Annotated in this window: 24 protein-coding genes; 14 read left to right on the top strand and 10 right to left on the bottom strand. The window is 37.5% G+C overall.

Annotated elements, in window-relative coordinates; translation table 11 throughout:
* Positions 1-2: 2 nt before the first annotated feature.
* Together LIV57_RS04415 and LIV57_RS04410 are read left to right on the top strand one after the other, a co-directional pair.
* Positions 3-581 carry a chemotaxis protein CheB gene (locus tag LIV57_RS04415; protein WP_227941596.1) on the top strand — a complete coding sequence of 193 codons (579 nt, stop codon included), beginning with the start codon at positions 3-5 and terminating at the stop codon, positions 579-581.
* Positions 582-609: 28 nt separating this feature from the next.
* Positions 610-981 (top strand): PleD family two-component system response regulator, encoded by a 372-nt coding sequence (locus LIV57_RS04410; protein ID WP_227941595.1) that lies wholly within the window; start codon positions 610-612, stop codon positions 979-981.
* A gap of 48 nt (positions 982-1,029) precedes the next feature.
* On the opposite strand, the gene LIV57_RS04405 is transcribed toward LIV57_RS04410, so the two are convergent.
* Positions 1,030-1,317, bottom strand: coding sequence for a hypothetical protein (locus LIV57_RS04405; protein WP_227941594.1), 288 nt, complete (start codon positions 1,315-1,317; stop codon positions 1,030-1,032).
* A 262-nt stretch (positions 1,318-1,579) separates the two neighbouring features.
* Here LIV57_RS04405 and LIV57_RS04400 point away from each other — a divergent pair, with 262 nt between their 5' ends.
* From LIV57_RS04400 to LIV57_RS04390, 3 genes are all read left to right on the top strand, one after another.
* On the top strand, positions 1,580-2,257 hold the full coding sequence (locus tag LIV57_RS04400) for a MarR family winged helix-turn-helix transcriptional regulator (RefSeq protein WP_227941593.1): 678 nt from the start codon (positions 1,580-1,582) through the stop codon (positions 2,255-2,257).
* A 78-nt stretch (positions 2,258-2,335) separates the two neighbouring features.
* Positions 2,336-2,965, top strand: a complete 630-nt coding sequence (locus LIV57_RS04395; protein WP_227941592.1) for a Crp/Fnr family transcriptional regulator — start codon at positions 2,336-2,338, stop codon at positions 2,963-2,965.
* 54 nt (positions 2,966-3,019) lie between these two features.
* Positions 3,020-3,706, top strand: coding sequence for an MBL fold metallo-hydrolase (locus LIV57_RS04390; RefSeq protein ID WP_227941591.1), 687 nt, complete (start codon positions 3,020-3,022; stop codon positions 3,704-3,706).
* Between the two features lie 5 nt (positions 3,707-3,711).
* Here LIV57_RS04390 and LIV57_RS04385 read toward each other — a convergent pair whose 3' ends face one another.
* Positions 3,712-4,578 (bottom strand): alpha/beta fold hydrolase, encoded by an 867-nt coding sequence (locus LIV57_RS04385; RefSeq protein ID WP_227941590.1) that lies wholly within the window; start codon positions 4,576-4,578, stop codon positions 3,712-3,714.
* 151 nt (positions 4,579-4,729) lie between these two features.
* A complete protein-coding gene (locus tag LIV57_RS04380) occupies positions 4,730-5,215 on the bottom strand; it encodes a GNAT family N-acetyltransferase (RefSeq protein ID WP_227941589.1) in 486 nt (161 codons plus the stop codon).
* A 395-nt stretch (positions 5,216-5,610) separates the two neighbouring features.
* Here LIV57_RS04380 and LIV57_RS04375 point away from each other — a divergent pair, with 395 nt between their 5' ends.
* The 3 genes from LIV57_RS04375 (at position 5,611) to LIV57_RS04365 (ending at position 12,348) form a co-directional block, all read left to right on the top strand.
* The gene (locus LIV57_RS04375; protein ID WP_227941588.1) at positions 5,611-7,104 is read left to right on the top strand and encodes a tetratricopeptide repeat protein; all 1,494 of its coding nucleotides are present in this window, start codon (positions 5,611-5,613) and stop codon (positions 7,102-7,104) included.
* A 171-nt stretch (positions 7,105-7,275) separates the two neighbouring features.
* Positions 7,276-8,700, top strand: coding sequence for a tetratricopeptide repeat protein (locus tag LIV57_RS04370; RefSeq protein ID WP_227941587.1), 1,425 nt, complete (start codon positions 7,276-7,278; stop codon positions 8,698-8,700).
* Positions 8,701-9,345: 645 nt separating this feature from the next.
* Positions 9,346-12,348 carry a reprolysin-like metallopeptidase gene (locus LIV57_RS04365; RefSeq protein ID WP_227941586.1) on the top strand — a complete coding sequence of 1,001 codons (3,003 nt, stop codon included), beginning with the start codon at positions 9,346-9,348 and terminating at the stop codon, positions 12,346-12,348.
* Between the two features lie 100 nt (positions 12,349-12,448).
* On the opposite strand, the gene LIV57_RS04360 is transcribed toward LIV57_RS04365, so the two are convergent.
* Positions 12,449-13,612: an FAD-dependent oxidoreductase gene (locus tag LIV57_RS04360; protein ID WP_227941585.1), complete on the bottom strand. Its 1,164-nt coding sequence runs from the start codon at positions 13,610-13,612 to the stop codon at positions 12,449-12,451.
* Between the two features lie 27 nt (positions 13,613-13,639).
* Positions 13,640-14,395 carry a helix-turn-helix domain-containing protein gene (locus LIV57_RS04355; RefSeq protein WP_227941584.1) on the bottom strand — a complete coding sequence of 252 codons (756 nt, stop codon included), beginning with the start codon at positions 14,393-14,395 and terminating at the stop codon, positions 13,640-13,642.
* Between the two features lie 142 nt (positions 14,396-14,537).
* Here LIV57_RS04355 and LIV57_RS04350 point away from each other — a divergent pair, with 142 nt between their 5' ends.
* Both LIV57_RS04350 and LIV57_RS04345 read left to right on the top strand, forming a co-directional pair.
* Positions 14,538-15,119: a Crp/Fnr family transcriptional regulator gene (locus LIV57_RS04350; protein WP_227941583.1), complete on the top strand. Its 582-nt coding sequence runs from the start codon at positions 14,538-14,540 to the stop codon at positions 15,117-15,119.
* 64 nt (positions 15,120-15,183) lie between these two features.
* Positions 15,184-16,119, top strand: a complete 936-nt coding sequence (locus LIV57_RS04345; protein WP_227941582.1) for a ketopantoate reductase family protein — start codon at positions 15,184-15,186, stop codon at positions 16,117-16,119.
* Between the two features lie 84 nt (positions 16,120-16,203).
* Here the strand turns inward: LIV57_RS04345 and LIV57_RS04340 are convergent, their stop codons facing one another.
* From LIV57_RS04340 to LIV57_RS04325, 4 genes are all read right to left on the bottom strand, one after another.
* Positions 16,204-16,554, bottom strand: coding sequence for a 4Fe-4S dicluster domain-containing protein (locus tag LIV57_RS04340; protein WP_227941581.1), 351 nt, complete (start codon positions 16,552-16,554; stop codon positions 16,204-16,206).
* A gap of 169 nt (positions 16,555-16,723) precedes the next feature.
* Positions 16,724-17,281 carry an NADPH-dependent FMN reductase gene (locus LIV57_RS04335; RefSeq protein ID WP_227941580.1) on the bottom strand — a complete coding sequence of 186 codons (558 nt, stop codon included), beginning with the start codon at positions 17,279-17,281 and terminating at the stop codon, positions 16,724-16,726.
* Positions 17,282-17,284: 3 nt separating this feature from the next.
* Entirely contained in the window at positions 17,285-17,785 is a 501-nt protein-coding gene (locus LIV57_RS04330; RefSeq protein ID WP_227941579.1) for a DUF2480 family protein, read from the bottom strand.
* Positions 17,786-17,808: 23 nt separating this feature from the next.
* Complete coding sequence (locus LIV57_RS04325) at positions 17,809-18,435, bottom strand: superoxide dismutase (protein WP_227941578.1); 627 nt, start codon at positions 18,433-18,435, stop codon at positions 17,809-17,811.
* A 194-nt stretch (positions 18,436-18,629) separates the two neighbouring features.
* Here LIV57_RS04325 and LIV57_RS04320 point away from each other — a divergent pair, with 194 nt between their 5' ends.
* Positions 18,630-19,250 carry a helix-turn-helix transcriptional regulator gene (locus LIV57_RS04320; RefSeq protein ID WP_227941577.1) on the top strand — a complete coding sequence of 207 codons (621 nt, stop codon included), beginning with the start codon at positions 18,630-18,632 and terminating at the stop codon, positions 19,248-19,250.
* Between the two features lie 35 nt (positions 19,251-19,285).
* Complete coding sequence (gene hxpB, locus LIV57_RS04315; protein WP_227941576.1) at positions 19,286-19,933, top strand: hexitol phosphatase HxpB; 648 nt, start codon at positions 19,286-19,288, stop codon at positions 19,931-19,933.
* 416 nt (positions 19,934-20,349) lie between these two features.
* Here the strand turns inward: hxpB and LIV57_RS04310 are convergent, their stop codons facing one another.
* Positions 20,350-20,976: an RNA polymerase sigma factor gene (locus tag LIV57_RS04310; protein WP_227941575.1), complete on the bottom strand. Its 627-nt coding sequence runs from the start codon at positions 20,974-20,976 to the stop codon at positions 20,350-20,352.
* 241 nt (positions 20,977-21,217) lie between these two features.
* On the opposite strand from LIV57_RS04310, the gene LIV57_RS04305 reads away from it, so the two are divergent.
* Positions 21,218-22,174, top strand: a complete 957-nt coding sequence (locus LIV57_RS04305) for a FecR family protein (protein ID WP_227941574.1) — start codon at positions 21,218-21,220, stop codon at positions 22,172-22,174.
* Positions 22,175-22,221: 47 nt separating this feature from the next.
* Complete coding sequence (locus LIV57_RS04300; protein WP_227941573.1) at positions 22,222-25,509, top strand: TonB-dependent receptor; 3,288 nt, start codon at positions 22,222-22,224, stop codon at positions 25,507-25,509.
* Positions 25,510-25,651 lie beyond the last annotated feature (142 nt).

Raw genomic sequence — 25,651 nt, 5'->3', positions numbered from 1 at the left:
TAATGAGCGGAATGAAACCACAAACCAATACAGAATTAATCGTTATCGGCGGATCAGCAGGAAGTTTGCAGGTCATTATAGAAATGATCAAAAACCTGGATAATACCATCCCTGCTCCCATTGTACTGGTGATGCATCGTAAAGCTCAATCGGGAGATATTCTGCGCATTTTACTGCAGCAGTTTACCAAAATACCTGTCATAGAGGTTGAAGATAAAACGGAGGTTGCTGGTAACACCATATATATTGTTCCCGCAGACTATCATTTGTTGTTTGAGAATACGCAATGGATGTCATTGGACAGTTCTGAAAAAATGAATTATTCCCGTCCCTCTATAGATGTTACTTTCAGGTCTGCAGCAGAAATTTATGGGGAAAATTTAATTGGTATCCTTTTATCAGGAGCTAATGCCGATGGAGTAGAAGGACTAAGCTATATTAAAAAGAATAACGGGCAGGTATGGATTCAGGATCCGGAAACAGCAGAAGTGGAATTTATGCCGAAACATGCCATAGAAGAAATTGAGTATGATTTAATTATCACGCCCGCCGGTTTAGCGGATTATATAAAACAATTATAATATTTCAGAATAGAATAATCTACATAATATGAGTAAAAAGAAGATTTTAATTTTTGATGATGAAGCGGCTATCTTAGAAGTGATCACCATCATATTTGAAGAAAACGGGTATGATGTCAGAATCTCAGAGACTTCACACGATATCCTTGAGAAAGTGGCATACTATCAGCCGGATGTTATTCTCATGGATAACTGGATTCCTAAAATAGGAGGCGTAGAAGCTACAAAACTTCTCAAAAGCACCGAGGAATTTAAACATATTCCTGTCATTTATGTTACAGCCAATAATGATATTGTTGCTTTGGCCTCAGAAGCAAAAGCTGATGATTATGTCTCAAAACCTTTTAATCTTGATGATCTGGAAGCAATGGTTGCGAAACATTTGAAAGAACAGGTATAATATCCGGTTACATTAAAAATAAAAGATCTCTCAGGCTTTGAGAGATCTTTATTCTTTTTCCAGTGCTCTTATGATCTGTCCCTTTGTTAAAGAGTGGGTATTCACATCATGGATGAGAGAAGCCAATAAAAGGTACAGTTCAGGAGTTTCCATGACAGCATCTGAAAATGTTTTCACCAGAATTAACTTTCTGGACACAATATTTTGTGCAGCAATATATTCATTACTCACATCGATATCTATATTCAATTCCTTTTTTATGATTAAACTGAAATACTTATCAATGAAATTTTTATCTCTTACCAAATCTATTGGTTCAGTTTCTATATGATCCATACGCTTATTTTACTCCTGTTTATTTTCCAACAATTATTATACCGTGTTACATCGTAATACCACACAACGGGTGATCGGAAAACTTTGATTACCAAAATGATCAGATTATCATTTCTTTTTATTCCAGGTTTGGATAAGATAAAAAACAGAGTATTATACAGGAGATACCCGTTCACCATTGTTCACAGAATCTATTTCTATTTGCTTTAATTTTGCTTATATATGGGGCGGATTTAGTATATTTGTAAACTATTTAACAGAAATGAATTACACGCTTATTAAAGATTATATAGACCTGCTGGAAGAGTTTGAAACTGAAGTCAGTAATAGCCCAGAGTCTTATCCGGTGACTATTCAGGGCTTTAAAGCATGGATTTCTGGTAAAGGGAATATTGAAGAACATCACCTTGATGAGCCCTACTGGGAAGGCAAGGAGAACGGAAGAACGCCGGAGAGTGCCATCAGTACATTACTTGTTCATCTTAACCGGTATGCAAAAACCTATTCAAAGTCTGCCATCTCACATTCTGAATTTTCTACTCAGGAAGATTTTATTTATCTGATTAATCTTAAAGCTTTTGGGGAAATGACAAAAATGGCGCTTATCAAAAAAAATATCCATGATAAGCCGGTAGGGATGCTTATTATCGCAAGGCTTTTGCGTCAGGGACTTATAGAACAGACAGATTCTGATGTAGACAAGCGAAGTAAATTAATCCGTATTACCGAAAGAGGATTACAGGTCCTGGAAAATCAAATGGAAAAAATCCGGCAGGCTACCAATATCGTTGCCGGAAATCTCAACCATAACGAGAAGATGGAACTGATCCGTATTCTTAATAAGCTGGATCGCTTTCATTATCCTATTTTTTCGCGGAACATCAATCCTGATGAGCTGATCAATACGGTGTATGATGAGTATGTATTTAAGGGTTCTTAATATTTAAAAGTGATAGTTAACCTAACCTTATTTTTATAATTAATTCCTTCATTCACCTTAATAAAATTACTGGATCTGATGTGTGATTTGCAAGAAAATAAAAACCAAACAGACAGCGGGATGACTAATGTTTTTGAAAATTATCTGTCCTCAGCAGGAGGATTATCATCCGATGAAGTCAACTTTTCTTTGCCGTTCTTCAAACCGGTTCACTTAAAAAAGGGTGATTTTTTTATTCATGAAGATGAAATCTGCCGTTATATTGGATTTATTGCCAGTGGCGCTGTAAAAGCATATGCTACCGATAAAGAAGGTAAGGAAAATATAACCTGCTTCAAGTTTGAAAATGAATTTGTCACCTCGTTTTCCGGGTTTATAGCGCAGGAAAAATCCGGAAAAAGCTTCAGGGCTGTAGAAGACAGCATAATCTATAGCATAAGTTATCCAGACTATCAGCAGCTGCTGGAAAAGGTGGCTGCTCTGAACGGAGTTACAAAATCGGTGATAGAACAGGAGTATATTCAAAAGGAACGTTATCTTCTGAATTACAATAATAAATCTGCTGTAGACAAATACCGTCATGTCTTATCTGATGAACCGATGCTGGTAAAAAGGATATCGACGCAGGATCTGGCTTCATACCTTGGAATCACACAGCGATCACTTACCCGGGCGAAGGGACAAATCCACAGACCCGGCATATTATAGGACAAATGTCCTTATACCATACTGATCGGCAATGTAGATTTGCAGAAAAAAATTATGCTACGTCAAATTGCTCCTGAAGTATTCCATATTCCACTCATGCCGCGAAACAGTATTAATTGCTATATTATTGAAGGTGTTCTGGTAGACTCGGGAATACGAAGTTCGTACACAACCATAAAGAAAGTCCTGCAGAAATTCCCCGTCCATCAACATGTACTAACCCATGCCCATGCAGACCACCAGGGCTGCAGTGATCATATATGTGCAGAGTTCAACATACCCCTGCTCTGCCATCCCAATGAAGTTTTCAGGACTGAAACAGGTCTCGTAACCAACGACTATCCGGCTCCGCAGCATTGGCTGGCAAAGCTTCAGCAAAAATACTGGGCAGGTCAGGGACATAAAGTAGGGCAGACCATCGTTGAAAACGATAAAATCGGAAATTTTCAGGTAATAGAAACCCCAGGACATGCGGGAGGTCATATTTCCTTGTTCCGCGAGCAGGATGGATTATTGATCATTGGGGATGCCGCTACCAATATGAACCTGCTTACGACAGTGCCGGGGCTTCGGCTTCCTCCCAATATGTTCACCACAGATCAGCAGCGCAATATCAAATCGCTTCAGAAACTGGCAGAATTGAATCCGGCTACTATCTGCTTTGGCCACGGACCGGTCTTACGAAATACAGATCGACAGTTTGAGAAATTTGTAAAGACTTTAAAAAATGATCAGAGTTAAATGGTTTAAAGAAAACCGTTTAACTTTTCTACCACATTAGTCCAAAGCCTGTCTTTCATATTTTTTTTGAAAAAACCGAAATGATCAATTTTTTTCAATCCTAATTCCGAAGGAATTAATTTTGTGAAGGTGATCTCTTTTTTACTGTCAATATGCTGCCAGTACGTTTCTGTGTTCTTCCGGCTTGAAATGGTATCATCGGTAGTCCAGAATAAATGAATGGGGAACGTATAATTCTTGAAATGCCCTACAGGTACACTTCTACCATAAAATTGAGCATCGAAAAAATAATCTCTCTTCTCAAGCCAGGTACGCCACTCAAACACTACATTCCTGGGCAGGTTTTCCATTAACCCAAAGGTTTTGGCTTTCACATAGCCTGTCATGAAAACACTTACCGGCGCAAAAATGTAAAAATAGAAATAAGCTTTCATCCTGTAATAAGGCGGCATATTCCTGTAATAACCTGCTGATACCGCAAAATTGACCATTCCTTTTACATTCTCCAGGTTTTTCATAAATCCTATTTGCTGTCCGCCGGCACTGTGCCCGACAATCATAAACGGAAGATCAGGAAATCTGTTATTCAGAAAATTTTTGATGGCGGGCATATCTTTGACTCCATAATCTGAAAAAGTAAACTCGCAGGATCTCAGATTGCGGGAAGAAGAATCTCCGCTTCCTCTGTAGTCCCAAAGACAGCACAGAAAATCATGTTCAGCAAGATAGGTGAGGAAAGACAGATAAAATTCTTTTCTTGTTGCGGTGCCGCAGTTAAACTGTATCACGGCCTTCGGATGTTCCGGAATAAGAAGAATGCCTTTAAGCTTTACACCGTCTTCACATACTGTTTCAAAATTTTCCGTTTTCATGTTTCAATTTAACTTAAAAAATTAATGATACGTTATAAATTAAACTGTATCCCTTTTCTATGTTAAATTTAATAAATACCCTGATTCCTTTATCATATTTAACTATGCAGTACTAGGTTTCTGTATCATGATTTTGAAAGTTATCCAGCTTTTATTCAGGTGTATATTTCATTACAATATAATTACTGGGATCTTTGGCAGAAGTATTTCTTACTTCCAAAAATCCTGTTTTTCTGTATAAATTGTACGCTTTGTCATTTCCCGGTGTAACTTCCAGGAAAATTTCAATATCATTAAACTGTCTGCCTGCTTCATGAATAACAGCTTCAATCAATCCCCAGCCAATATTCTTTCCCTGGAACTCTCTTTTTACATACATCTGGTAAAGAGTACCTGAGTTTTCGGCACTTTTAACAAAAGCACAGATGCCTATCAGCAAATCATTTGAGAATGCACCCATTACAAATTTTCCAAAAGTCTGTTCTTCAATGTCGTTTTCCATCTGAAATTTTTCAATTTTACTGGCTTCCTGATAGTTTGCGCAAAATGACTCAGGAAACTGTTCCAGACTTTCCAGACGGATTGCCCGATATGCTTTACTTTCTTCGGGAAGAAGTTGGCGATAGCTGATATTCATACTGATAAGATTTTCGTTAGATCAATATACAAATATGGAGATAATTTTGTTTGTCAAAATAATTTATCAAAAATTATAAAACAACCTTATCTTCTTGTAACAAATTTCGTTTCAGATAGTCTTATTAAAAATAAAACATATACTTTTTGACAGAAAGTTCATAAAAAGTCTTTAAATGGTAAAAAGTGTTTGTCTAAACGAGAAATATTACAATATTTTATCTGAATGTTACATTTTTGCGAAATAACCTGTTTATTTCACAATGAACATGATAATTTATGTATATTTATAACACTTATTGGGGAATAATATTAAAATAACGATAGAAAATTATCAACTTATTTTTAAGTAAGTGAATAGGTAGATATGTAGATATACAGGGAAAAGTGGTGCTGATGGGAAAAATTAATGTAATCATTTTTAAAAATAAAACGATCCGCTCAAAGGCTATAAAAGAGATAATAGCCTTTACAATCTTTGTGGGGCTGCTTCTGGTTATGTTTTCATGTCATAAGGAAACCGATAATACAGACCGGGAAAATTTTGATATATCTCTGTTGACTCAAAGCTCTGAGCTTCAGCTGTCTGGTGAATATGAGGCTTTTGTTAAGCTTAATAAAGAATACCTGAAGAAAGCGGCAAAAATAAAATATACAGCAGGAAAAGGTCTTTGCTATCTGAATATGGCAGGCGTAAATGTTTCTGCAGGAAATTATGAAAAAGCCCGTTTTTTTTTCAATAAAGCAGAAAAAGATCTGATCAATTCCGGAAATGCTTATCATAAGGCAGCATTCTATGATGATTACAGCCTCTATTATTCTCATCTTAAATTAAACGATAAGGCTATAGAATGCAATAACAAGGCATTTTATTATCTCAAACAGGCCGGAAAAACGAAGCTTAGCCAAAAACTTCTACCCAGACTTTATGTAAACAAAGGAATTTACTATGCATGGAAAGGATGGCTGGGAACTTCTCTGAAATGCTTTACAAAAGCAAATGTATTGGAAAATTCGGCGTACACCAATTGTATGGTGGCACAATACTATTTATTTACCCATAAACCTGATTCTGCCGGTATATACATCAGCAAAGCGGATGAAAAAATGATCAGTCAGAAAACAACAGACGTGGAATCTCTTTGGGTATATTATACAATGGGATACTACTATAATGAAATTGAAAATAGCGAACAGGCTGAAAAAGCATTAAAAAAAGCACTGGAAATCAATATCAAGACAAGACGGACCTATTCTTCACATATCAAAGAAGTTTATAAATCACTTGCAGAATTATATAAGAAAAAAAATGACGGAGGGAAAGCCTATTTTTATCTGAAGAAATATATGGAAGAGGAGGGAAGATTTGATGCGGAACGATTTGCCGTTATGAACAAAGCTACCGAAGATTTTATTTCGGAAATGAAGCAGGAATCGGACTGGCATAAAAATGATCTTCCGTTATTTATTGCCCTGTCTATCACAGTACTTACTGTTTCGGGAGTATATGTGCGAAAGATGATTAACAAATTACAAAAGAAGAAAAATACTTTAAAAGAACAAACCGACGCATTGAAAAATCACGTCCAGACAAAACAGCTTCAGGAGGTGACTGAACTTGCTAAAAGAAATGATTCTTCTTTCCTGCTGAAATTTAAAGAGCTCTTTCCTGAATTTATTAAATCGCTGCTGGCGATCAATCCGGATCTTGAAAATTCAGAACTGGCTTTTTGTGCAATGCTGAAATTACGTTTTTCATCCAAAGAAATTGCAGATTATACTTTTGTACAGCATAAATCTGTTCAACAAAAGAAATATAGGATCAGAAAAAGACTGAATATTCCCGGAGAAACAGATATTTACGACTTTTTTGAAAACCTGGCGGAATAAAAAAGTACATCACAATAAAAGCAGAATGATTCTGTTTTATGAAAAGGTTTATTGTTGATCTCAGCAGAAATAACCATTGAGAATTTTAAAATTATACAGACTGTTTTTTCTCCGGAGAGATCATTATTTAATCATAATATATACATGAATTTAGCTTAATCAGAGAGACATATGATGCGTATTTTTCTTTTTGTGTTACTTTTTGTTTTAGTTTCGTGCCATTCCCATTCAAAGAAAGAGGCTGAAAAGAAATTTGACGTTGCTTTACTGAGACAGAATGAAAAGTTCAGGCTTGGTGGAGAATATGATTCACTCATTACTCTTAATAAAAGATATTACAAACAGGCCGATGAAATGAATTATCAGGATGGGAAGGCATTGTGCTATATCAATCTGGCAGAACTTAATATATCGCTTGAAAACTTCCAGAAGGCACAGATTCTTTTTGATAATGCAAAGGAAATTCTGGATGATTCGGAAGACAACCTGCACAAAGCAAGATTTTACAACGTGTATGGCCGCTTCAATGTAGAGCTTCGAAGGCTTGATAAAGCTTTTCAATACAATAATGAAGCAATGAGTCTTATCAGTAAAAGTGATCATTCCCCGCTTAAAGACGATATCCTTTTCAGTATTTATTTCAGACAGGCTATTTATCTTGTTCAAAAAAAGCAATACCAAAAAGCACTCAGGTATTTCCATAAAGCAAAACGGCTGGACGATACCGGTCTTGCAGATTGTGCAATAAGTGATTATGTGTATATGCATAAAGACAAAGATTCTGCATATAAGTATATAACCATTGCTTATAATAAAGCCAATCTAAGAGGTAAAGAAGATGGAATAGCCCTCTATGCCAATACCATTATGGGGGAATATTTTCTTTATGATAAACAATATGATAAGGCGGAACAGGCTCTGATTAAAGCATTGAAAATCAATGATAAAACAAAACGTATCTATGTTTATTATGGTAAGTATATCTATAACGATCTCAGAATTTTATATGAACGTACCGGAGATAAAGAGAAGGCCTATTTTTATTTAAAAGCCTATACAGAGGCTTTCGACAGAACCAATACCTCTTTGCTGGCTACCATCAATCAGGATATGGAGTCTTTTATTACGGTCACCCAACAGGATGCTGATCACCATAAAAGCAAAATATACTGGATTATTTCCCTGTCGTTTTTGGGGCTTTGCCTGCTCGGGTTATATGCCTGGAGAATTATTGTTACCTTGAGAAAACGAAAAAAAATTCTTGCCCGGGAAGCTGAAAATCTGAAAATAAGAATGAATGACAATAAGCAGGAGGAAATTATAGAACTTGGTAAAAAGAATGATCCTGAGTTTCTGGATCGTTTTAAAGAAACCTATCCCGAGTTTATCCCTCAGCTTTTTATGATTAACCCCAATCTTGAAAATTCCGAACTGATTTTCTGTGCAATGCTTAAATTACATTTTTCTTCTAAAGAAATAGCAAACTATACGATGGTTCAGCATAGAAGCATTCAACAGAAAAAATACAGGATCAGAAAAAAATTGAATATTCCCGGGGAAACAGATATTTATCATTTCTTTGATACCTTACAATAATCAAAAAAAAACTGTCTGATTCATCAGGTCAGACAGTACTCGAAATATTCTCTTTTCACCACCCGGTTTTTTTTAGTGGTCTCAGTGCTCAAATATGAAAATTTTTGACGGAAACATGAAAAAATACGATACTACACGGATACTACATGTTGTATTTTTGATTTTAAATATTTGATATTTAGGTAATTGTGATTTTTTATTAATTGTTAATCTTTTCATGAAAAATAGCATTAGTTCTTTGGAAGTTTCTCCTTTTTTATACTGTATTCCTGATTATTTCTCTTTTTTACTTCCCCTTTTTTAGTTGATTTTCAATATGTTTTTTCATCCGTTTTTTAGGTTGGAATTGTATTCATCCTTACTTATAAAAAACAGAATTTAGCAAGACAAAATTGAGTGTAAAATGTAATTGATTGATACTTAATAAATTGCAAGTCCTGATGTATACGAGTAGTATCATTTATTTTTGTTTTTTATTGGGAATATACAAGTTTTGTGAAGTGATTTGTTGTGAATTTTTCATCATTGATTTCATTTTGTTGAACTTATGATAATACTTAAGTGGATGGATCAGAATCCAAAATGATCTTTTGATAAAAATGAGCCACCTATACTCATACAACCAAAGTAATTTTAAATAAATCTATGAAAAAAAGAATTTTATTAGTTTGTGCATTAGCATCTTGTTTTACGGTTTTCAACGCTCAGAGATGGGAATCTGTCTCTCAGAAAACGTCACAGATAAGAGAAGGAGTAGAAGTACAACATTCTTATAGAGTGGATCTGAAATCTCTTCGCGAAATGCTGAGAAATGCTGAAGAAACCGGGAAAGGAGCAACACCAGTTATTATTTCTTTACCCACGGTTGAAGGGAAAATTGAAAAGTTTGCTGTCTATAGCAATCCTGTACTTGATAAATCCCTGGCCGAAAGATATCAGCTTGGGTCATATGTAGGAGTAGGCGTAGATGATCCGTCTAAATATTTGAGATTCAGTACCTCTTCCTATGATATGCAGTCTATGATCATCAAAAATGGTATATTTCAGTTTATAGAACCAATAAGTGCTGATAAACAAACTTACGGGGTATTCTATAAATCAAAGAATGAAGGAGAGCACGGCTTTAAATGTGATACAGGAGAACATGATTTTAAGGATATTAATAAGTTGGTAGAGAATGGTAAAAAAATGCTTTCCGGAGTGGGGATTGCCAGCAGACCTACCAATACAAAATACAGAGATTTTAGAATGGCATTGTCCGTTACAGGAGAATACAGCCAATATCAGTTAACAGCGGCAGGAACTCCGGCCAATGCGACCGACGACGTAAAAAAAGGCGTTGTACTGGCCGCCATGAATAATACGATGACCCGCATAAACGGGGTTTTTGAACGGGATTTTGGAGCCCATTTAACGGTTCAGAATATTCCGGATATCATCTATCTTGATCCGGCAACAGATCCTTATACAGGGAATTTGAATCTCCAGCTGCAACAAACCCTTACCTCTGTAGTGGGAAATGCCAACTATGATATCGGCCATGTTCTTAATCAGAATGCTGAGAGAAGCGGAAACGCAGGAGGAATCGGAATTGTCTGCATAGATCCGGCAACCAATACTGAAATAAAAAAAGGTTCTGCTTTCACCCAGGGACCTGTTCCGGTGGGGGAAGTTTTTGATTTTACGGCAGCCCATGAAATGGGACATCAGTTGGGAGCTAACCACACATTTTCAAATACTTCTGTCACAGATGCCAATCAGGGTGCCAATGTAGAGCCTGGAGGAGGGACTACTATTATGGGCTATGCCGGGATTACCTATGATAATGTTCAAGCTAATGCTGACGGATATTTTCATTATAAATCCATTGATCAGGTATTAACTAATTTAGAAAGTAAAGTGAATTGCGGAGCCTCTCAAAATATTATCAACAATACTGCTCCCGCCATTAATCCTTTAGCTGCTTATAGTATTCCTAAAGGAACTGCTTATTATCTTGAAGCTTCAGCTACGGATGCTGAAAATGATTCTGTGAACTATACCTGGGAACAGAATGACAGTACAGATGAATTTTCTACCATTTCCGGCGACAGCGGATGGGGATACAATCCGAAAGGAGCTTTGGCAAGATCAGTTCCCGGAACAGCAAACGGAAGAAGGTATTTTCCCAACTTTGCAAGTGTGATGAATGGAATCCTGACAGACAAACAGAGATGGGAAACAGTATCATATATCCCGCGAACATTGAACTATGCGGTAACGGTAAGAGATCTGAACGCTCAGCGTCCTATGGTTTCAAGCTCAACAACTACAGTGACTGTAGGGAATGACGGGCCATTCAAATTCAATGGACTAACCACATCTTCAGTATTGTATAATGATGCAGTAAATACAATCTATTGGGAGGTTGCCAATACAAATGCTGCCCCTTATAATACAGCGACCGTGAAAATAGATTATACTACAGATAACGGTGCAACCTGGACAAATCTTGTAGCTGCAACTCCAAACACCGGAAGCTATAGTGCACAAATGCCGGGTAATGTAAGCGGAGCAGTAAAGTTAAGAGTGTCAGCTGTAGGAAATATCTTTTATGCCGTATCTCCTGCTGTTACTGTGGGAAGTGCACCTACTTCGACTGCATCAGCACCTACAGGAGTTTCCACGATAGATAGTGAGGTTTTCAAAACAACAGCAAGGGTATCCTGGAACAGTGTTCCCGGAGCTGCTTACTCTGTTAATTACAGAAAAGCAGGAACAGCCAGCTGGTCTAATGTTGCTAGCCAGGCAAATTCTGTAGTTCTGAATAATTTAGAAGATGAAACCAATTATGAAGTTCAGGTAGCAGCTGTGGTAAATTCAGTTCCCGGAACTTTCTCTAATAATTATACATTTAAAACAAAAGGATTAAAGACAGGAGTTGATTACTGCCTTTTAAATTCAGGTTCACCTTATGTAGGAGCCATCTTAAAAGTTACCGTTGCGAATCTTGATTACAGTGATCTTACAGCAAAATCCTATAAAGATTTAAGCGAAGATCTTACTAAAGTTGTTAATTTGACACAAGGAAGTACCTATACGCTTACACCTAGAATAGGGAATTTGTTGCAAAACGGACTTCCGGTAAATGTGTCTGCCTGGATTGATTACAATAGAAACGGAGTATTTGAATCTACAGAAAGGGTAGGACAGACTTCAGCGACAACAAATGCAGGTAATATAGGGTTGCCTGGTTTTAACTTCACAGTTCCTGCTACCACTTACTCTGGAGATAAGATATTAAGAATGAGAGTGGTTGGTAAATTCGCAACGAGTGCCCTGAATAGCGTATGTGGTGAGTTGGAAAGCCAGGCTGGAGGTATTATGGATCTTCCTGTGAAAATTACCGCGAGTACACTTGCTGTGAGAGAAACGGTAGATACAAAATCATCAGAGGTATCTGTTTATCCTAATCCTGCAGATACATTTGTAGAAGTGAAAAACCTGAAAGGTAAAGGTGACTATAAAATCTACAGTGCGGATGGAAGACTGGTTCAGGAAGGTAAGATTGACGGAAAGATTAATGTAGCTTCTCTGGTCAAAGGAATGTATGTGATTACAATAAAAGATGATAAAAATACTTATAATACCAAATTGATCAAGAAATAACACATATGAACCTCCGCACCCGGATCTAAAAGCGGAGAGAAAAAGAGTTTATTAAACTTAAAAAGGCTGTCTCTGGATTGGAGACAGCCTTTTGTTTTACTTATGAAGCCAGGTGACTGTTAAAAAAATCAAGCATGGTGGTTAATGATTTTTCAGAATGCATCCGTTCTCCGTTTTCAAGGGATTCCTGTGTGGCAGCGGCAGCTCTCTTACGCATGTGGTGTTCGTAGGCGGAAATAGCTTCCTTTAAAGTAGTATAATTGTTACCTGTTAAATGCTCGCTCAGTTCCAGGGCATCCAGCATCGCCATATTGGCACCTTCTCCTGCAAAAGGAGGCATTACATGTGCTGCATCACCAATCAGTGTCAGGTTAGGCTGTGTTTCCCAGGTCTGATCCAAGGGCATAGCGTAAATCATGCGTGGAATAAAAGGAGTTATTGCATTTTCAAACAATTCTTCCCAGATAGAAGCCCATTCGGAATATTCTGTTTTGAACCATTTCAGCATCTGTGCCTGATCAGAGAAATCAAGACCGCTGGCGGCAGGCCAGTTTTCATCGGCTTTAAAGCTTGCATAAAATCCGAGATCCCCATTGCCTTTTTGCCCCATTAAAATATTTTGAGAATTTCCGAATGCCATTATTTTTCCTCCTTTGATCAAAGCATCAATCTGAGGTGCATTTTCTTTTGCAACATTTCCTTCCAGCATTATGATTCCGGAATAGACAGGTTTATTATTATTGAGATAAGGACGGATTTTAGAATTGGCACCATCTGAAGCAATGACAATGTCAGCGTACACTGACTTCCCGTTTTTAAAATGAAGCAGCCAGCCTTCATTCTGAGGTTCCATAGAAAGAAAATGACTGTCCCAGATTACCGTTTCAGGATGTAAAGATTCTAACAGCATATTTCGTAACGGGCCGCGGTCTATTTCAGGGCGGAAATGTTCATGACCAAAATCCTCTTCAGGTTTCGTCTCGTGATCATTAAAAAATATTTCTGCCTTTTCATTCATGATCAGTGTTCTGTCTGCACCGGGACGGAAAACCTCTTTAAACTCTTCCAGAAGTTCCGCTTTACGGATGGCTGCCAAACCTGAATCTTCATGCATATCGAGTGGAGAACCCTGTACGCGTGCATTTTTGTTGAAGTCTCTTTCATATACTTTTACATCTGCGCCTTTCAATTGTAAAAGTCTTGCCAGTGTAAGCCCTGCCGGACCGCCACCAACGATTGCTATTGATTTATTGTCTATCAGCATTGTTGATTTAAATTTTACATGGCAAATTTATCTTCCTTTCAACACGGATAATAGTACAAATCGGTCGTTTTCATTTCTGGACAATTCTTTGGGAGCAACCCCGGAAAACTTCTTTACTTCTTTGATAAAATGATTCTGGTCTGTATAATTGAGTTCCGGGAAAAGTTTCCCTTGGGCAATATGTTCCAATGATGCCCTGAAACGTAAAATAGTAGAGTAGGCTTTTAATGACAGTCCAAGCTGTTTGGTAAAGTACCGGTTAATCTGTCTGCTGCTCCAGCCTGTTTTTTCAGAAAGTTCCTGCACACTCATTTCTCCTTTTGAGGCATATACCAGCTCAAAAAGTTTCCGTTTTCTTTCATCTACTTTCAGTGGGAGCAGTTCTTTTATTTTTTGGGTTGCTTTCGTACAGCAATGGCTGAAATCCTTTATATCATCAGCTTTAAAATTCCAGAAATCAGGAGAAAGCTCTTTTCCGATATTCAATAAATCAGCAATGGAGGTATTCAGAATGTATTCAACTGCAAGAGGTTTGAAACTTACAACAAAAGTAGTCATATGGGGAGCTATAAACCTTTGCTCAGGATAGGTTTCCAATCCGAGAAGCGTAACATGAAAAGGTTCTGAAGCCGACTGTGAAAAAAATAAATCAATTCTTCCATCCGGAATGATAACCACTTCCTTAGCTTCATCCGAAAGATTCTGAAAAGTGCCCAGATTTTCAACGAAATCTGCAATCTCTTTATCAGGTTCGATGAAAAGGTAATTGAAGTCATTCTCCATAGTAATATCTCATGTCTTTTAAAGAAGAAAATTACAAAATACATCTGATCTATTAAAAAAGAATATAGTTTATTTTAATAGGTTATAAATGCTATTTTTGTCAGGAGAGATTTAAAAACAAATATGCTGCAGCTTTTATTTTATGGACAAATCATCAATTAATACCTATTTCCATTCTTTATTCAGTATCCAAGCTGAAGTAGTTGAAAAAATTACTGAAAAATTCAGTCATTTTGAGGTAAAAGCAAATACTGTTTTGCTGGATAAAGATACGATCAGTACCAAAACATACTTCCTGGAAAAAGGCTATGTGCGGTCTTATATCCTGAATGAAGATAATGAGGAGATTACCACCAATATTTATACAGCTCCCTGCTTCGTTAATGATTTTCTGTCCTTTTTCAGACAGCAGCCTACCAAAGAAATATATCAGACAATCACCGAATGTGTCTTTTGGGAGACCGGATTGGAAAACGTACAGCATAATTTTCATAATATTCCTGAATTCAGGGAGTTCAGCAGGCTTCTTTTTGTTCTTAATTATTATACGATCCATGACCGGCTCATCGAAATGGCGAGTCAGAAGGCTTCCACGAGATATTTTAACCTGATGAAAAAAGATCCCGATATTTTTCAGCATGTTCCTTTGAAGGTGATTGCTTCTTACCTTGGCATCAAGGACAGTTCCCTGAGCAGGATTAGAAGGGATATTCATAAATTGTAATTTCTTTTCATTTGTCAAGTGATAGTTCAGGAATCATCGCTCATCTTTGCTTAAAAATAATTTCATGAACAAAAAACATATTGTTGTAGTAGGATTAGGTGGTGTAGGCGGTTATTTTGGATTTAAAATAAATCAGAATAATGAAACCACGGAAAAATATACCATTTCTTTTGTTGCCCGTGGAGAAACGTATGAGAAAGTGAAAGAAAACGGCTTGACTTTGTTATCTCCCGAGCATTCCAATTCTCAGACTCATCCTAATGTTATCGTGCAGACTATCAGTGAGATCAAAAATCCTGATCTGGTTTTGATCTGTGTAAAAGAGTACGATCTTGAAAATGTCTGTAAGCAGTTGCAGGAAGTTATTAATAAAGATACTGTATTGCTTCCGATGATGAACGGAGCAGATATTTATGACAGAATCCGTAAAATAATTCCGGAACACACTATTCTTCCAACCTGTATCTACGTAGCTTCCCATATTAAAGAAAGAGGAGTAGTGGAACATAAAGGAAAAGCCGGAAAAATGATTGTGGGAAGAGATCCTGAGCATTTTTCTGCCCCGGTAGAATGGATTACAGAGCTATTGAGTGAAAGTAAAATCGATTTTGATTTTAAAGATAATTCATTATCAGATATCTGGACGAAATTTATTTTTATTGCCAGCTTCGGATTGGTAACAGCAAAGCATAATTCATCTATTGGAACTGTATGTACCGATGAACAACAGCAGAAGGAAGCGTCTGAAATTATGAAAGAAATCAAACAGATTGCTGATAAGAAAGGAATCTATCTTCAGGAAGATATAATCGCTAAAACATTTGAAAAAGCCTCAACATTTCCTTTTGAGACTCCAACTTCCTTACAGCTTGATATTAATTCCGGAAAAAAGGATAATGAGCTGGAATTGTTTGCAGGTGCTGTATTGAAATATAGTTCTGAAACTGGGGTAGAAACTCCTTTTACTCAAAAAATCTACACTGAGATTAAAGCAAAATAAGTTTGGGCCTTAGCTCAAAGAAAAGCAATATAAGAAGGCGGGTTAAGCCCGCCTTTATTGAAATCAAATATAAAATACAGAAGTTTATGCACTGTGCATAAATTTCTGCCGGTTCAAAAGCACTTCTTCTGTTTCCCTATGATCAGGGTCATCTACACAGCAGTCTACAGGGCATACCGCCTTACATTGAGGTTCCTCATGAAACCCTTTACACTCCGTACATTTTCCGGATACAATATAATAAACTTCATCTGAGACTGCCTGATGATATGCATCGGCATCACTTTCCGTACCGTCAGGGAATACAATATGTCCTGAAAGTTTGGTTTTGTCTTTCCAGCGCCAGTCAATAGCACCTTCGTAAATGGCTGAGTTGGGGCATTCAGGTTCACAGGCTCCACAGTTGATACAGGCATCTGTTATTTTTATAGCCATATTGTTTGAATTTAGAGGGTTTAAAAAAGGGATTTCGTCAACGTTGAACGGTTCTGAAATCCCTGCTAAACTTAATTACAGCAGTTCAACACTGTTCTTTAAAAATAAGCAGCATAAAGTGTGCTATTTTTTATTTAAATCATTAATATGCAGTAATTTCTGCCGACACTTAGTCAATAATGGCAATTTTTTTAGAAGATGCAATGCTGATAAGCTTGTCAAACTTACCGGAATACAGATCCGAAATTTGAGTGGATTGCTCATCAGTAAATAATGAGGACCTGACAATCGGAACGCTGAATGGCAATGGCCAGGCACGCAATGATTTGGCTATAGAATCCATGGCGTTAATTCCCTGCATGGCCTGAAGACCATCAGCCCAGCATACCAGCCCTACAGTCTTATCCGTGAGATAAGGCTCGTACCAGTTGGCGGTTACTTCAAGCCAGTCCAGGCAGTTTTTCATTACTCCCGGAATGCTGCCGTGATAAAGAGGAGCCAGCCAGATATGCAGATCAGCATCTGTGAACATTTGAGCCATACGCTCTACGGCCAAAGGAGTTTTGGTAAGCGTGACATCGAATAGAGGAATGCCGGAGTCAGCAAGTGTAAAAATATCAGTCTGAATTCCCAGCATTTTCAGGCGTTCAGAAAAATAATCTGAAATCAGTCCGGAAGTAGATAAAGTTCTTCTTTCCAGCGATCCGTTGAATATGATTGCTTTCATTTTTTAATGTTTAAAAATTACTTTGGGTAACCCTATTTCACCATACATCAGTGTTTTCACCAGCGGTTTCAGTAATCCTGCTGCTAATAAATACAATGAAGGATCATGATGAGTACTTGCGCGGACAACCACTTTCTGATTTTTATACTGTTTCAGATCAGCGTAGATAAGACGGCGTTTCCAGAGATCAAGGAGCACAGTTTCTGCATTGTTTAAATCAGCATAAGAAACGTAAGGAGACAATTTTTCCATAATCAGCATATAAGCCCAGGGCGGAATGATAGCATCCGTAGAACAGATGATTGCTACTGCTTTTTCATTGTAAACAGAAAAATCCACCGCAGCAATTGATTCTTTAAATTCCTTCTCCTTAACAATCATTCCCATGAAAAGATGTTCTTTGATATCCAGTTCTACAATTTCCGTAGTCGGTTTGTAATCTGAAAGGTCAAGAGCAATAATGCCTGAAGCCTTTGCTTTATTGATAAAATTTTCCTCAGTCATAATTTGTTTACTTTCAGTGTTATTTATCTTACTTTTGACAAAGCTTCTTCATATTTTCTTTCAACAGCAGACCAATCCAGTACAGACCAGAAAGCATCCAGATAATCTGCGCGTTTATTTTGATAATTCAGATAATAGGCATGTTCCCAGACATCTATTCCCAAAATCGGAAATCCTCTGTTCATGGAAAGGATATCCATCATCGGATTATCCTGATTAGGGGTAGAGCTGATGGCCAGTGAGCCGTTGAATTTTACAAAAAGCCATACCCATCCTGAACCAAATTGCGACAAACCTGTCTTTTTCATTTCTGCTTGAAGGTTTTCAAGGCTTCCGAAAGTGGCTGTGATATCGTCATGAAGCATGCCTTCAGGATTCAGCTTGGGTTGTGGAGAAATAATTTCCCAGAATAAAGAATGGTTATAGTGGCCGCCACCATTATTTCTGACAGCAGGACTGTATTCACTTATTCTTTGCAGTAATGAATCAAGGTCGGGATCGGTTTCATTGGTTTGTGCCAGTGCTGCATTCAGATTATCTACGTAAGCCTGATGATGTTTCTGATGGTGAATGGTCATCGTTTCTTTATCTATAAAAGGAGCCAAAGCATCGTAAGCATAAGGTAACTGTGGTAATGTAAATGGAGTCATTGTATTTATTTTTTTGATTAATGTCTCACAAAGGTAGAAATATATTTGAATAAAACAACTTTATGTTTGTTTTATTGATTTTCTGATGACTGTAAGTAAAATGTTGTAAATCTTTATTTTATCCTTGATTTTATAAGGTTATAGAAAATGACTATATTTGTTGTTGAAAAATAAAACAACCTAAATATTGTCAAATGAAGAAGCCGGCTGCGGATCGTATTCTGATGTTTTTAAAGATGAGAGGTGAGGCTACATCACTTCTTATTGCTGAAGAATTGTCAATCACCAAGGAAGGAGCAAGAAAGCATTTACTGAATCTTGCTCAGGAAGGATTGATCCGGTCTTCGGTGAAGAGCGAAGGGGTTGGGCGCCCATCTACGTACTATACTCTAACAGAGAAAGGATTGGCTCAGTTTCCGGATACCCATGCGGATGTTACGGTTCAGATTTTGAAATCCGTGAAAAACCTGTTGGGTGAAAATGCTCTGGATTTATTAATCAGTGACCGGGAAAAAAATACCCATGAGCGTTATGAAAAAGTACTTTCAAAGGCAGAATCACTGGAACAGCGCCTCGAATCTCTTTCAAAAGTGCGTAGTGATGAAGGCTATATGGCGGAATGGAAAAAAGAAGGGGAAGTGTATTATCTGGTTGAAAATCATTGCCCGATATGCGCTGCAGCAACAGAATGCCAGGGTTTCTGCCGTGCAGAGCTATCCAATTTCCAATCCCTGATAGGAAAGGAGTATACAGTGGAAAGAATAGATCATATTATTTCCGGTGGGCAGCGTTGTGTGTATAAAATCAGCCAATAATTAATCATTCATCACTTATAATTTATCATTCAAAAATGGCTTTAAAAGCAGTAATATTTGACATGGACGGTGTTCTGGTAGACTCAGAAAAATTCTGGACCCAGGCAGAACTGGATGTATTTTCATCTTATGGAGTGCAGGTTACGGATGATCTTGCGGCACAAACAAAATATATGACCACTCAGGAAGTAACCGAATTCTGGTATAAAAGATTCCCCTGGGAAAATTTTGATGCATCTGATCTTGAAAATAAAGTGGTTACAAGAGTGATCGAAATGATACAGACCGAAAACTGTACCATGTCTGGTGTAGAAAAGTTTATTAAAAATCTTAAGAACAAAGACTACAAAATAGGGCTGGCTACCAATGCTCCTTTACGGGTAGCACATGCGGTGCTTGAAAAGCTTCAGATTCATGACCTGTTTGATACCATTCACTCATCAGAGTTTGAAACTCGGGGAAAACCTCATCCTGCCGTATATCTTACTTCTGCAAAAAATCTTGGAGTCTCCCCGGAACACTGTATTGCTATTGAAGACAGTCAGTCAGGATTAAAGGCCGCAAAAGAAGCCGGAATGCAGACTGTAATTTTCACCAATAATGACGAAAATATAGATTCAAACCTTGCCGATTTTAAAATCCTGGATTTTAATACAGGTTTTCTGCCGTTATTTGGTAAATAGTGAATAGTGAATAGTGAATTCGCTTCGCTGTGAATTTTAACAGGTGTTATAAAAATTGACTATTGACTGCGTAGCAAATTGACGATTGACATTAAAAGTGAATAGTGAATCCGCTTCGCTGTGAATTTTAACAGGTGTTATAAAAATTGACTATTGACTGCGCAGCAAATTGACGATTGACATTAAAAGTGAATAGTGAATCCGCTTCGCTGTGAATTTTAACAGGTGTTATAAAAATTGACCATTGATTGCGGAGCAAATTGACGATTGACTTTAAAAGTGAATGGTGAAAGGTGAATCCGCTTCGCTGTGAATTTAAAAGGTGTTATAAAAATTGACTATTGACTGCGCAGCAAATTGACCATTGAGGAACCTCCGCATCTCGTATCCCAAACCTCATACCCTGCATCCCATTCTCAATACCTCGTCAAAACCTCCATCAACAACAGAATAGAAACCAGCTTTTTAGACGACTGATACTCAGGATTCAGCTGTTCACGGATTTCTCCCAAAGCTTTGCTTAATTTATTACTTACTGTTTTATTGCTGAGTCCCAGCGCTTCTGCTGTTTCATTCACAGACATATTTTTCCTGATTCTCATATCGTATACCTGCTGTTCCGTTGAGGGAAGCTGGGAAACGACTTCATCAATCATAGTCAATAAAGCACTGATCTCATTTTCTTCAAGGATTTCAAAATACTCGGAATCTGCAATTTCTATTTCATTCGGAATATCAAACTCGTCAATACTCAGCGTAGGTGGCGCTTTTTTGTAGCTGTTATAAAAATCAATAATCCGGTAATGAAGATGACGGAGAAGGTAGCCTTTGGCACTTTCTGTATCATCGGTTTGTATGGCATCCGTATTCTCAAGAATCTTCATCCACAGGTTCTGGAGAATTTCCTCAGAAACTTCCTTATCCCGCGTCCGTACATAAACAAAGCGATACAGACTATCCCAATACCGGTCATACAGCAGCATAAATGCAGGGCGGTCACCTGATTTTATTTTCTCTAATAATATATAGTCTGTTGGGCTCATATTGTGATACAAAATTACCTAAAGGAAAATTAACTTTTTGTGAACTTTGGGGATGGTAAGATTAAATATTTCTGAAAAACAGGCCGAAAATTGAACGTCAATGTTGAGTAAATGTGAAATATGACGAAAATTATTAACAATTTGGTTGCAATGTGAATATAACGTTAAGAATGCCCCGGGGAAGTTTTTCATTTTCATTGTCTTATAGATAGAAGTATCTGTGAATACATGAAAGACCTCTATGAAAAAACTTTTACCATATAAAAATATTGAAGCCTTTGTTTTCAGACTTTGGGAACGGGAAGTTATGGAAGACTCAATTTCTGAAAAAGAAAATGAACTTTTAAAACAGTGGAAAAATCTTGCAGAAAAAGATCTGGACGCTGTTCATAGAAAAGAATCCAGAGAAAGGGTATTATCCGGACTGGAAAATTACTTTTCTCAAAAAGATATTGTGTCTATCCCGTCCGCAAAAAGCTTTAGAACACATCTTTATAAAATTGCAGCGGTTATTATTCTGCTTTTGTCATTGGGCGGAGTTTTTACCTACACCCTATTCATTAAGCCTGATGTTTATCTTGCAGAATCCGGCAACCGTATTGTTCACCTTGAAGACGGATCTGTAGTTACGCTCTTATCAGGCGCAGAACTGACTGTCGAAAAATCTTTTCCTGCGTCCACCAGAGTCGTGGATTTAAAAGGAGATGCGATATTCTCTGTAGCAAAATCTAAAAAACATCCATTCATCGTTCGTGCAGAGGGGTTCAGTACTAAAGTATTGGGAACGGTATTTAAAATCTCACAGTCCGGGAAGAAAAAAGCGGTTGATCTTTATGAAGGAAAGGTAGCTGTATCCACTCCCGGGGTTCCGGTTTCTTTCCTTAAGCCTAATCAGAAGTGGACCAACTTCGGAATTGCTCATACTACGGCAGTTATTTCACTGAAACCTGTAAAAAATTCAGCAGACAGAATTGCTGCAATATTGTCTCTGAGTTTTAACGATGTTTCTTTAAAAGAAGTTGTAGCAGTCCTGGAAAGCAATTATCATACAAAGGTTCAGTATCCTAAGGAAGCTGAAGATAAAAAAATTACTGCTGATTTTACGGGAGGAACGGTCGGAGAAAATATTGAATCACTGGCTTTCATCCTGGGACTGGAAGTACAGAAAAAAGAAAATACCTATATCCTTAAGAAATAAATCATTATAAAAAATAAATAATCATAATCAAGAGAACACTATTAAGTATGAAAAGTTTGAAATGTGGGATTACCATAGCAGCCTTATTTTTTACTGTAGCCGCAGAAGCTCAGGAGCTGGTTCAGAAAGTAACATTTTCTGTACCTGCCAACAGACCGTTGATTGAAGTTTTGGAAGAATTTGCGGGAAAAACGGGGATGAGACTGGCTTATTCCAAAGTAGATATTAAAGAGCTGAAGGTAAAAGGGATAAAATGCGAAAATACTTCTGTCAACAACTGTCTGAAGGATATTACCAATGGCCTTCCTGTAGTATACCGCCTGCATGGTGATCTTATTTCGATAAAATATGAAAATTCTAATATCTCAGTACTGGGAAACGGAAGAATTTCCGGTAAAATAGTGGATGAGGTAGGAAACCCCATTACCGGAGCTGAAATTAATATAGCTAAGAAAACCGTAGTCACAGATAATAACGGAGATTTTACAGTAGATCTTCCTTCAGGAACTTATAATCTGACGATAAAAGCACCTAAATATAATACGCTGAGAGTTGAAAAACTGTCTGTCAACGATAAAGAAACAAGCTCGGTATCATTTGCATTGAACAAAGCTTCTGATAAAATTACAGACATTAAAGAAGTTGTGATTACTGCAGCCCGTAAAGCAGATACACAGGCGGGACTTCTTGCCCAGCAGAAGAAAGCAGCCCAGATGAGTGATGGTATTTCTGCGGAACAGATTTCCAAGACACCCGACAGCGATGTGGGAGGAACTTTGAAAAGGGTAACAGGAATTACCACCATTGATAATAAATATGTAGTGGTAAGATCCATGGGAGAACGTTGGAACACCGCGGCCATGGACGGAATCAACCTGCCCAGCACGGAAGCGTATAACCAGAACTTCTCATTTGATATCATTCCTACGGCAATGGTGGAAAGTGTGGTGGTAAGCAAATCTGCCACTCCTGATATGAATGCCAGCTTTGCAGGAGGTTACGTAGAAGTTAGGACCAAGGATATTCCCAACGAGAACTTTACAACCGTTACATTAGGAACTTCATATAACGATCAGTCGGCCTTCAAAGAATTTCTGACCCGCAAGCGGGGAAAGTACGATTATTTCGGATATGATGACGGAACAAGAGATTTTCCCAAAGGACTGGAGCCGATGAACTGGACAGATCCAAGGTTTTTTGAACAGTCCAGGCAGTTTACCAATGACAATTTCAGCACCTATAAGACCAGAGGTGATATGGGATCTAATATACAGCTGGCATTAGGAAGAACATATGCTCTTAAAAACAATAATAAATGGGGATTTGCCGGAGCATTTGTCATCAGAAATGAACAGAATAAACTGGATATTGACCATACGGGAAGAGGAAACTGGCTGGATACCACAGGAATACCTGATGCAAACGGACAGATTCCATTCTATAACTTCAAAAATAGCGGGGCTTCCTATAATTACAATTCGACACTGGCAGGAATGCTTAATTTTGGATTGCAACTTGGGAAAAACAGAATCTCATTCCGTAATTCATATACCCATATTTTTGATAATACGCTCACAAGAGTAACTGGATGGAATGAGTATACTACTAATAGTGGCATGGCATCCAATGCAGAATTAGCCTATAATTATTTTTATAACGGAATCATCCCCAATAATGATCCTTCCCAGATTAAAAACCTGGACAGACCTTACACTGATAATACCAACTATCCCATTTTTCAGACCCTTTTGCAGAATAAACTGGAAGGGAACCATAAAATAGGCAATACTGAAGTCAGCTGGTTTGCAGCAAGAACAGGGATAACTTCTGATACGAAAGATTATACCCAATATCTGACCCTTTATGATTTTATTGGAAGTGAAATTCTGGCCTATCATAAAATTTATAACACCGGAGCAAATTTTTATAGAGGATATATCGCCAACAAAGAAACCGATTACAATTACGGAGCTTCTGTGAAATGGGATCTGGATACAGGAAATTTTAAAAATACGGTGAAGACAGGATACGCAGGAACATTAAAGAATAACACCAACCAGCAGCAGAAATTCTTCTTAAGGGTAGATGAGAACCGGGACGTTCCGAATAGCGAAAAAAATTACCTGACGATGTATGGTACCCTTGCGGATTGGTTCAATGGATCTCAGTATGTACCGGGAGGTATCGGGTGGGAAACCAAAGCATTGTATAAAAACGATAAATATGAAGGAGAAGTGAAACAGCACGCTCTTTATGTTATGTTTGATAACCGTTGGAAGAATTTAAGATTGGTATGGGGACTTCGTGCAGAGTACTTTAAGTATGACCTTATTTCCCAGCAACTGGACACAACTGATGATAAGAATATTGAAAGAGCAGCTATTGAGGATAAACCATGGCAATGGATGCCTTCTGCAAACTTTACCTACAGTCCTACCAATAAAATTAACCTAAGGCTTGCTTACAACAGATCTGTGATCCGTCCTCAGTTTAATGAAAGAACAGGACTTCCTTATTTCGATCCGATAGCTAATGGTTTAATCTATAATACAGAAATGACATCTTCTGTCATTAATAATTATGATTTCAAATTTGAATGGTTTCCAGGATTGGGAGAAATATTTTCCGCAGGACTTTACTATAAAAATATAGACAGACCCATAGAACGTGAAGGGCATATTTCCAGTGAAGGGAATCTATATCTCTATAACGGTAATTCAAAAAATGCAAAATTATTGGGTGTGGAAGCCGAGGTAAGAAAGAATTTAGGATTTATAGCAGACGAAACCTTTCTGAAAAAGCTTTTTATAAGCGGAAACTTTACCTATAATCATACAAAGGTAATAGCCTTTATAGATCTTTATAAAACAGGAGACAATGATGAAACCTATGAAGTAAAACGTCCGCTATATGGACAGACTCCATATGCCTATAACTTTGGACTGACCTATGATGGCGACCGTTTGGGCCTGAGCTTTTTATACAATGCTAAAGGAGATCAGTATATCACCGTAGGATATGCTTACAAAGGAGAAGAAATACAGCGTCCTTATGCGGTGGCAGACGCACAGGTCTCCTATAAATTCCTTCGCAATAAAAATCTTGAATTAAAATTTAATGTAAGAAACATCTTCAACAGGGTAAAGGAATATTACAACAACTATAATTCTTATCTGGCTGCAAAAGAGGTAGGAGGAAGCAATATAGGTACAATAAGAGAAGCTTGGGATCTTCTTCCCGGAGCAACGGATAAGTATGATAAAAATATTGACACAATTATGTTCCGAGCTTACAGCGGAAGAATGTTCAGTCTTAGTGTGAATTATACTTTTTAGATAAGTATGCCAACGATATAGAAAGATATCTTAATGATAGAAATGTACAGATTTCGGGAACCTGATCAAAAACTGAAATATTGATGATGCGCAAAGCAGTACAGTTCTGAGAAAACCGGACGTTAGCAGCTTTAACGGATTG

The organism is Chryseobacterium sp. X308 (genome assembly GCF_020733145.1).
GTDB lineage: Bacteria > Bacteroidota > Bacteroidia > Flavobacteriales > Weeksellaceae > Chryseobacterium > Chryseobacterium cupriresistens.
This window is presented reverse-complemented; position numbering and strand designations above follow the sequence as displayed.

Bases quoted from the DNA above. Each gene is read 5' to 3' on its own strand.
- LIV57_RS04415 (WP_227941596.1), top strand. From the start codon at position 3: ATGAGCGGAATGAAACCACAAACCAATACAGAATTAATCGTTATCGGC.
- LIV57_RS04410 (WP_227941595.1), top strand. From the start codon at position 610: ATGAGTAAAAAGAAGATTTTAATTTTTGATGATGAAGCGGCTATCTTA.
- LIV57_RS04405 (WP_227941594.1), bottom strand. From the start codon at position 1,317: ATGGATCATATAGAAACTGAACCAATAGATTTGGTAAGAGATAAAAAT.
- LIV57_RS04400 (WP_227941593.1), top strand. From the start codon at position 1,580: ATGAATTACACGCTTATTAAAGATTATATAGACCTGCTGGAAGAGTTT.
- LIV57_RS04395 (WP_227941592.1), top strand. From the start codon at position 2,336: ATGTGTGATTTGCAAGAAAATAAAAACCAAACAGACAGCGGGATGACT.
- LIV57_RS04390 (WP_227941591.1), top strand. From the start codon at position 3,020: ATGCTACGTCAAATTGCTCCTGAAGTATTCCATATTCCACTCATGCCG.
- LIV57_RS04385 (WP_227941590.1), bottom strand. From the start codon at position 4,578: ATGAAAACGGAAAATTTTGAAACAGTATGTGAAGACGGTGTAAAGCTT.
- LIV57_RS04380 (WP_227941589.1), bottom strand. From the start codon at position 5,215: ATGAATATCAGCTATCGCCAACTTCTTCCCGAAGAAAGTAAAGCATAT.
- LIV57_RS04375 (WP_227941588.1), top strand. From the start codon at position 5,611: ATGGGAAAAATTAATGTAATCATTTTTAAAAATAAAACGATCCGCTCA.
- LIV57_RS04370 (WP_227941587.1), top strand. From the start codon at position 7,276: ATGATGCGTATTTTTCTTTTTGTGTTACTTTTTGTTTTAGTTTCGTGC.
- LIV57_RS04365 (WP_227941586.1), top strand. From the start codon at position 9,346: ATGAAAAAAAGAATTTTATTAGTTTGTGCATTAGCATCTTGTTTTACG.
- LIV57_RS04360 (WP_227941585.1), bottom strand. From the start codon at position 13,612: ATGCTGATAGACAATAAATCAATAGCAATCGTTGGTGGCGGTCCGGCA.
- LIV57_RS04355 (WP_227941584.1), bottom strand. From the start codon at position 14,395: ATGGAGAATGACTTCAATTACCTTTTCATCGAACCTGATAAAGAGATT.
- LIV57_RS04350 (WP_227941583.1), top strand. From the start codon at position 14,538: ATGGACAAATCATCAATTAATACCTATTTCCATTCTTTATTCAGTATC.
- LIV57_RS04345 (WP_227941582.1), top strand. From the start codon at position 15,184: ATGAACAAAAAACATATTGTTGTAGTAGGATTAGGTGGTGTAGGCGGT.
- LIV57_RS04340 (WP_227941581.1), bottom strand. From the start codon at position 16,554: ATGGCTATAAAAATAACAGATGCCTGTATCAACTGTGGAGCCTGTGAA.
- LIV57_RS04335 (WP_227941580.1), bottom strand. From the start codon at position 17,281: ATGAAAGCAATCATATTCAACGGATCGCTGGAAAGAAGAACTTTATCT.
- LIV57_RS04330 (WP_227941579.1), bottom strand. From the start codon at position 17,785: ATGACTGAGGAAAATTTTATCAATAAAGCAAAGGCTTCAGGCATTATT.
- LIV57_RS04325 (WP_227941578.1), bottom strand. From the start codon at position 18,435: ATGACTCCATTTACATTACCACAGTTACCTTATGCTTACGATGCTTTG.
- LIV57_RS04320 (WP_227941577.1), top strand. From the start codon at position 18,630: ATGAAGAAGCCGGCTGCGGATCGTATTCTGATGTTTTTAAAGATGAGA.
- hxpB (WP_227941576.1), top strand. From the start codon at position 19,286: ATGGCTTTAAAAGCAGTAATATTTGACATGGACGGTGTTCTGGTAGAC.
- LIV57_RS04310 (WP_227941575.1), bottom strand. From the start codon at position 20,976: ATGAGCCCAACAGACTATATATTATTAGAGAAAATAAAATCAGGTGAC.
- LIV57_RS04305 (WP_227941574.1), top strand. From the start codon at position 21,218: ATGAAAAAACTTTTACCATATAAAAATATTGAAGCCTTTGTTTTCAGA.
- LIV57_RS04300 (WP_227941573.1), top strand. From the start codon at position 22,222: ATGAAAAGTTTGAAATGTGGGATTACCATAGCAGCCTTATTTTTTACT.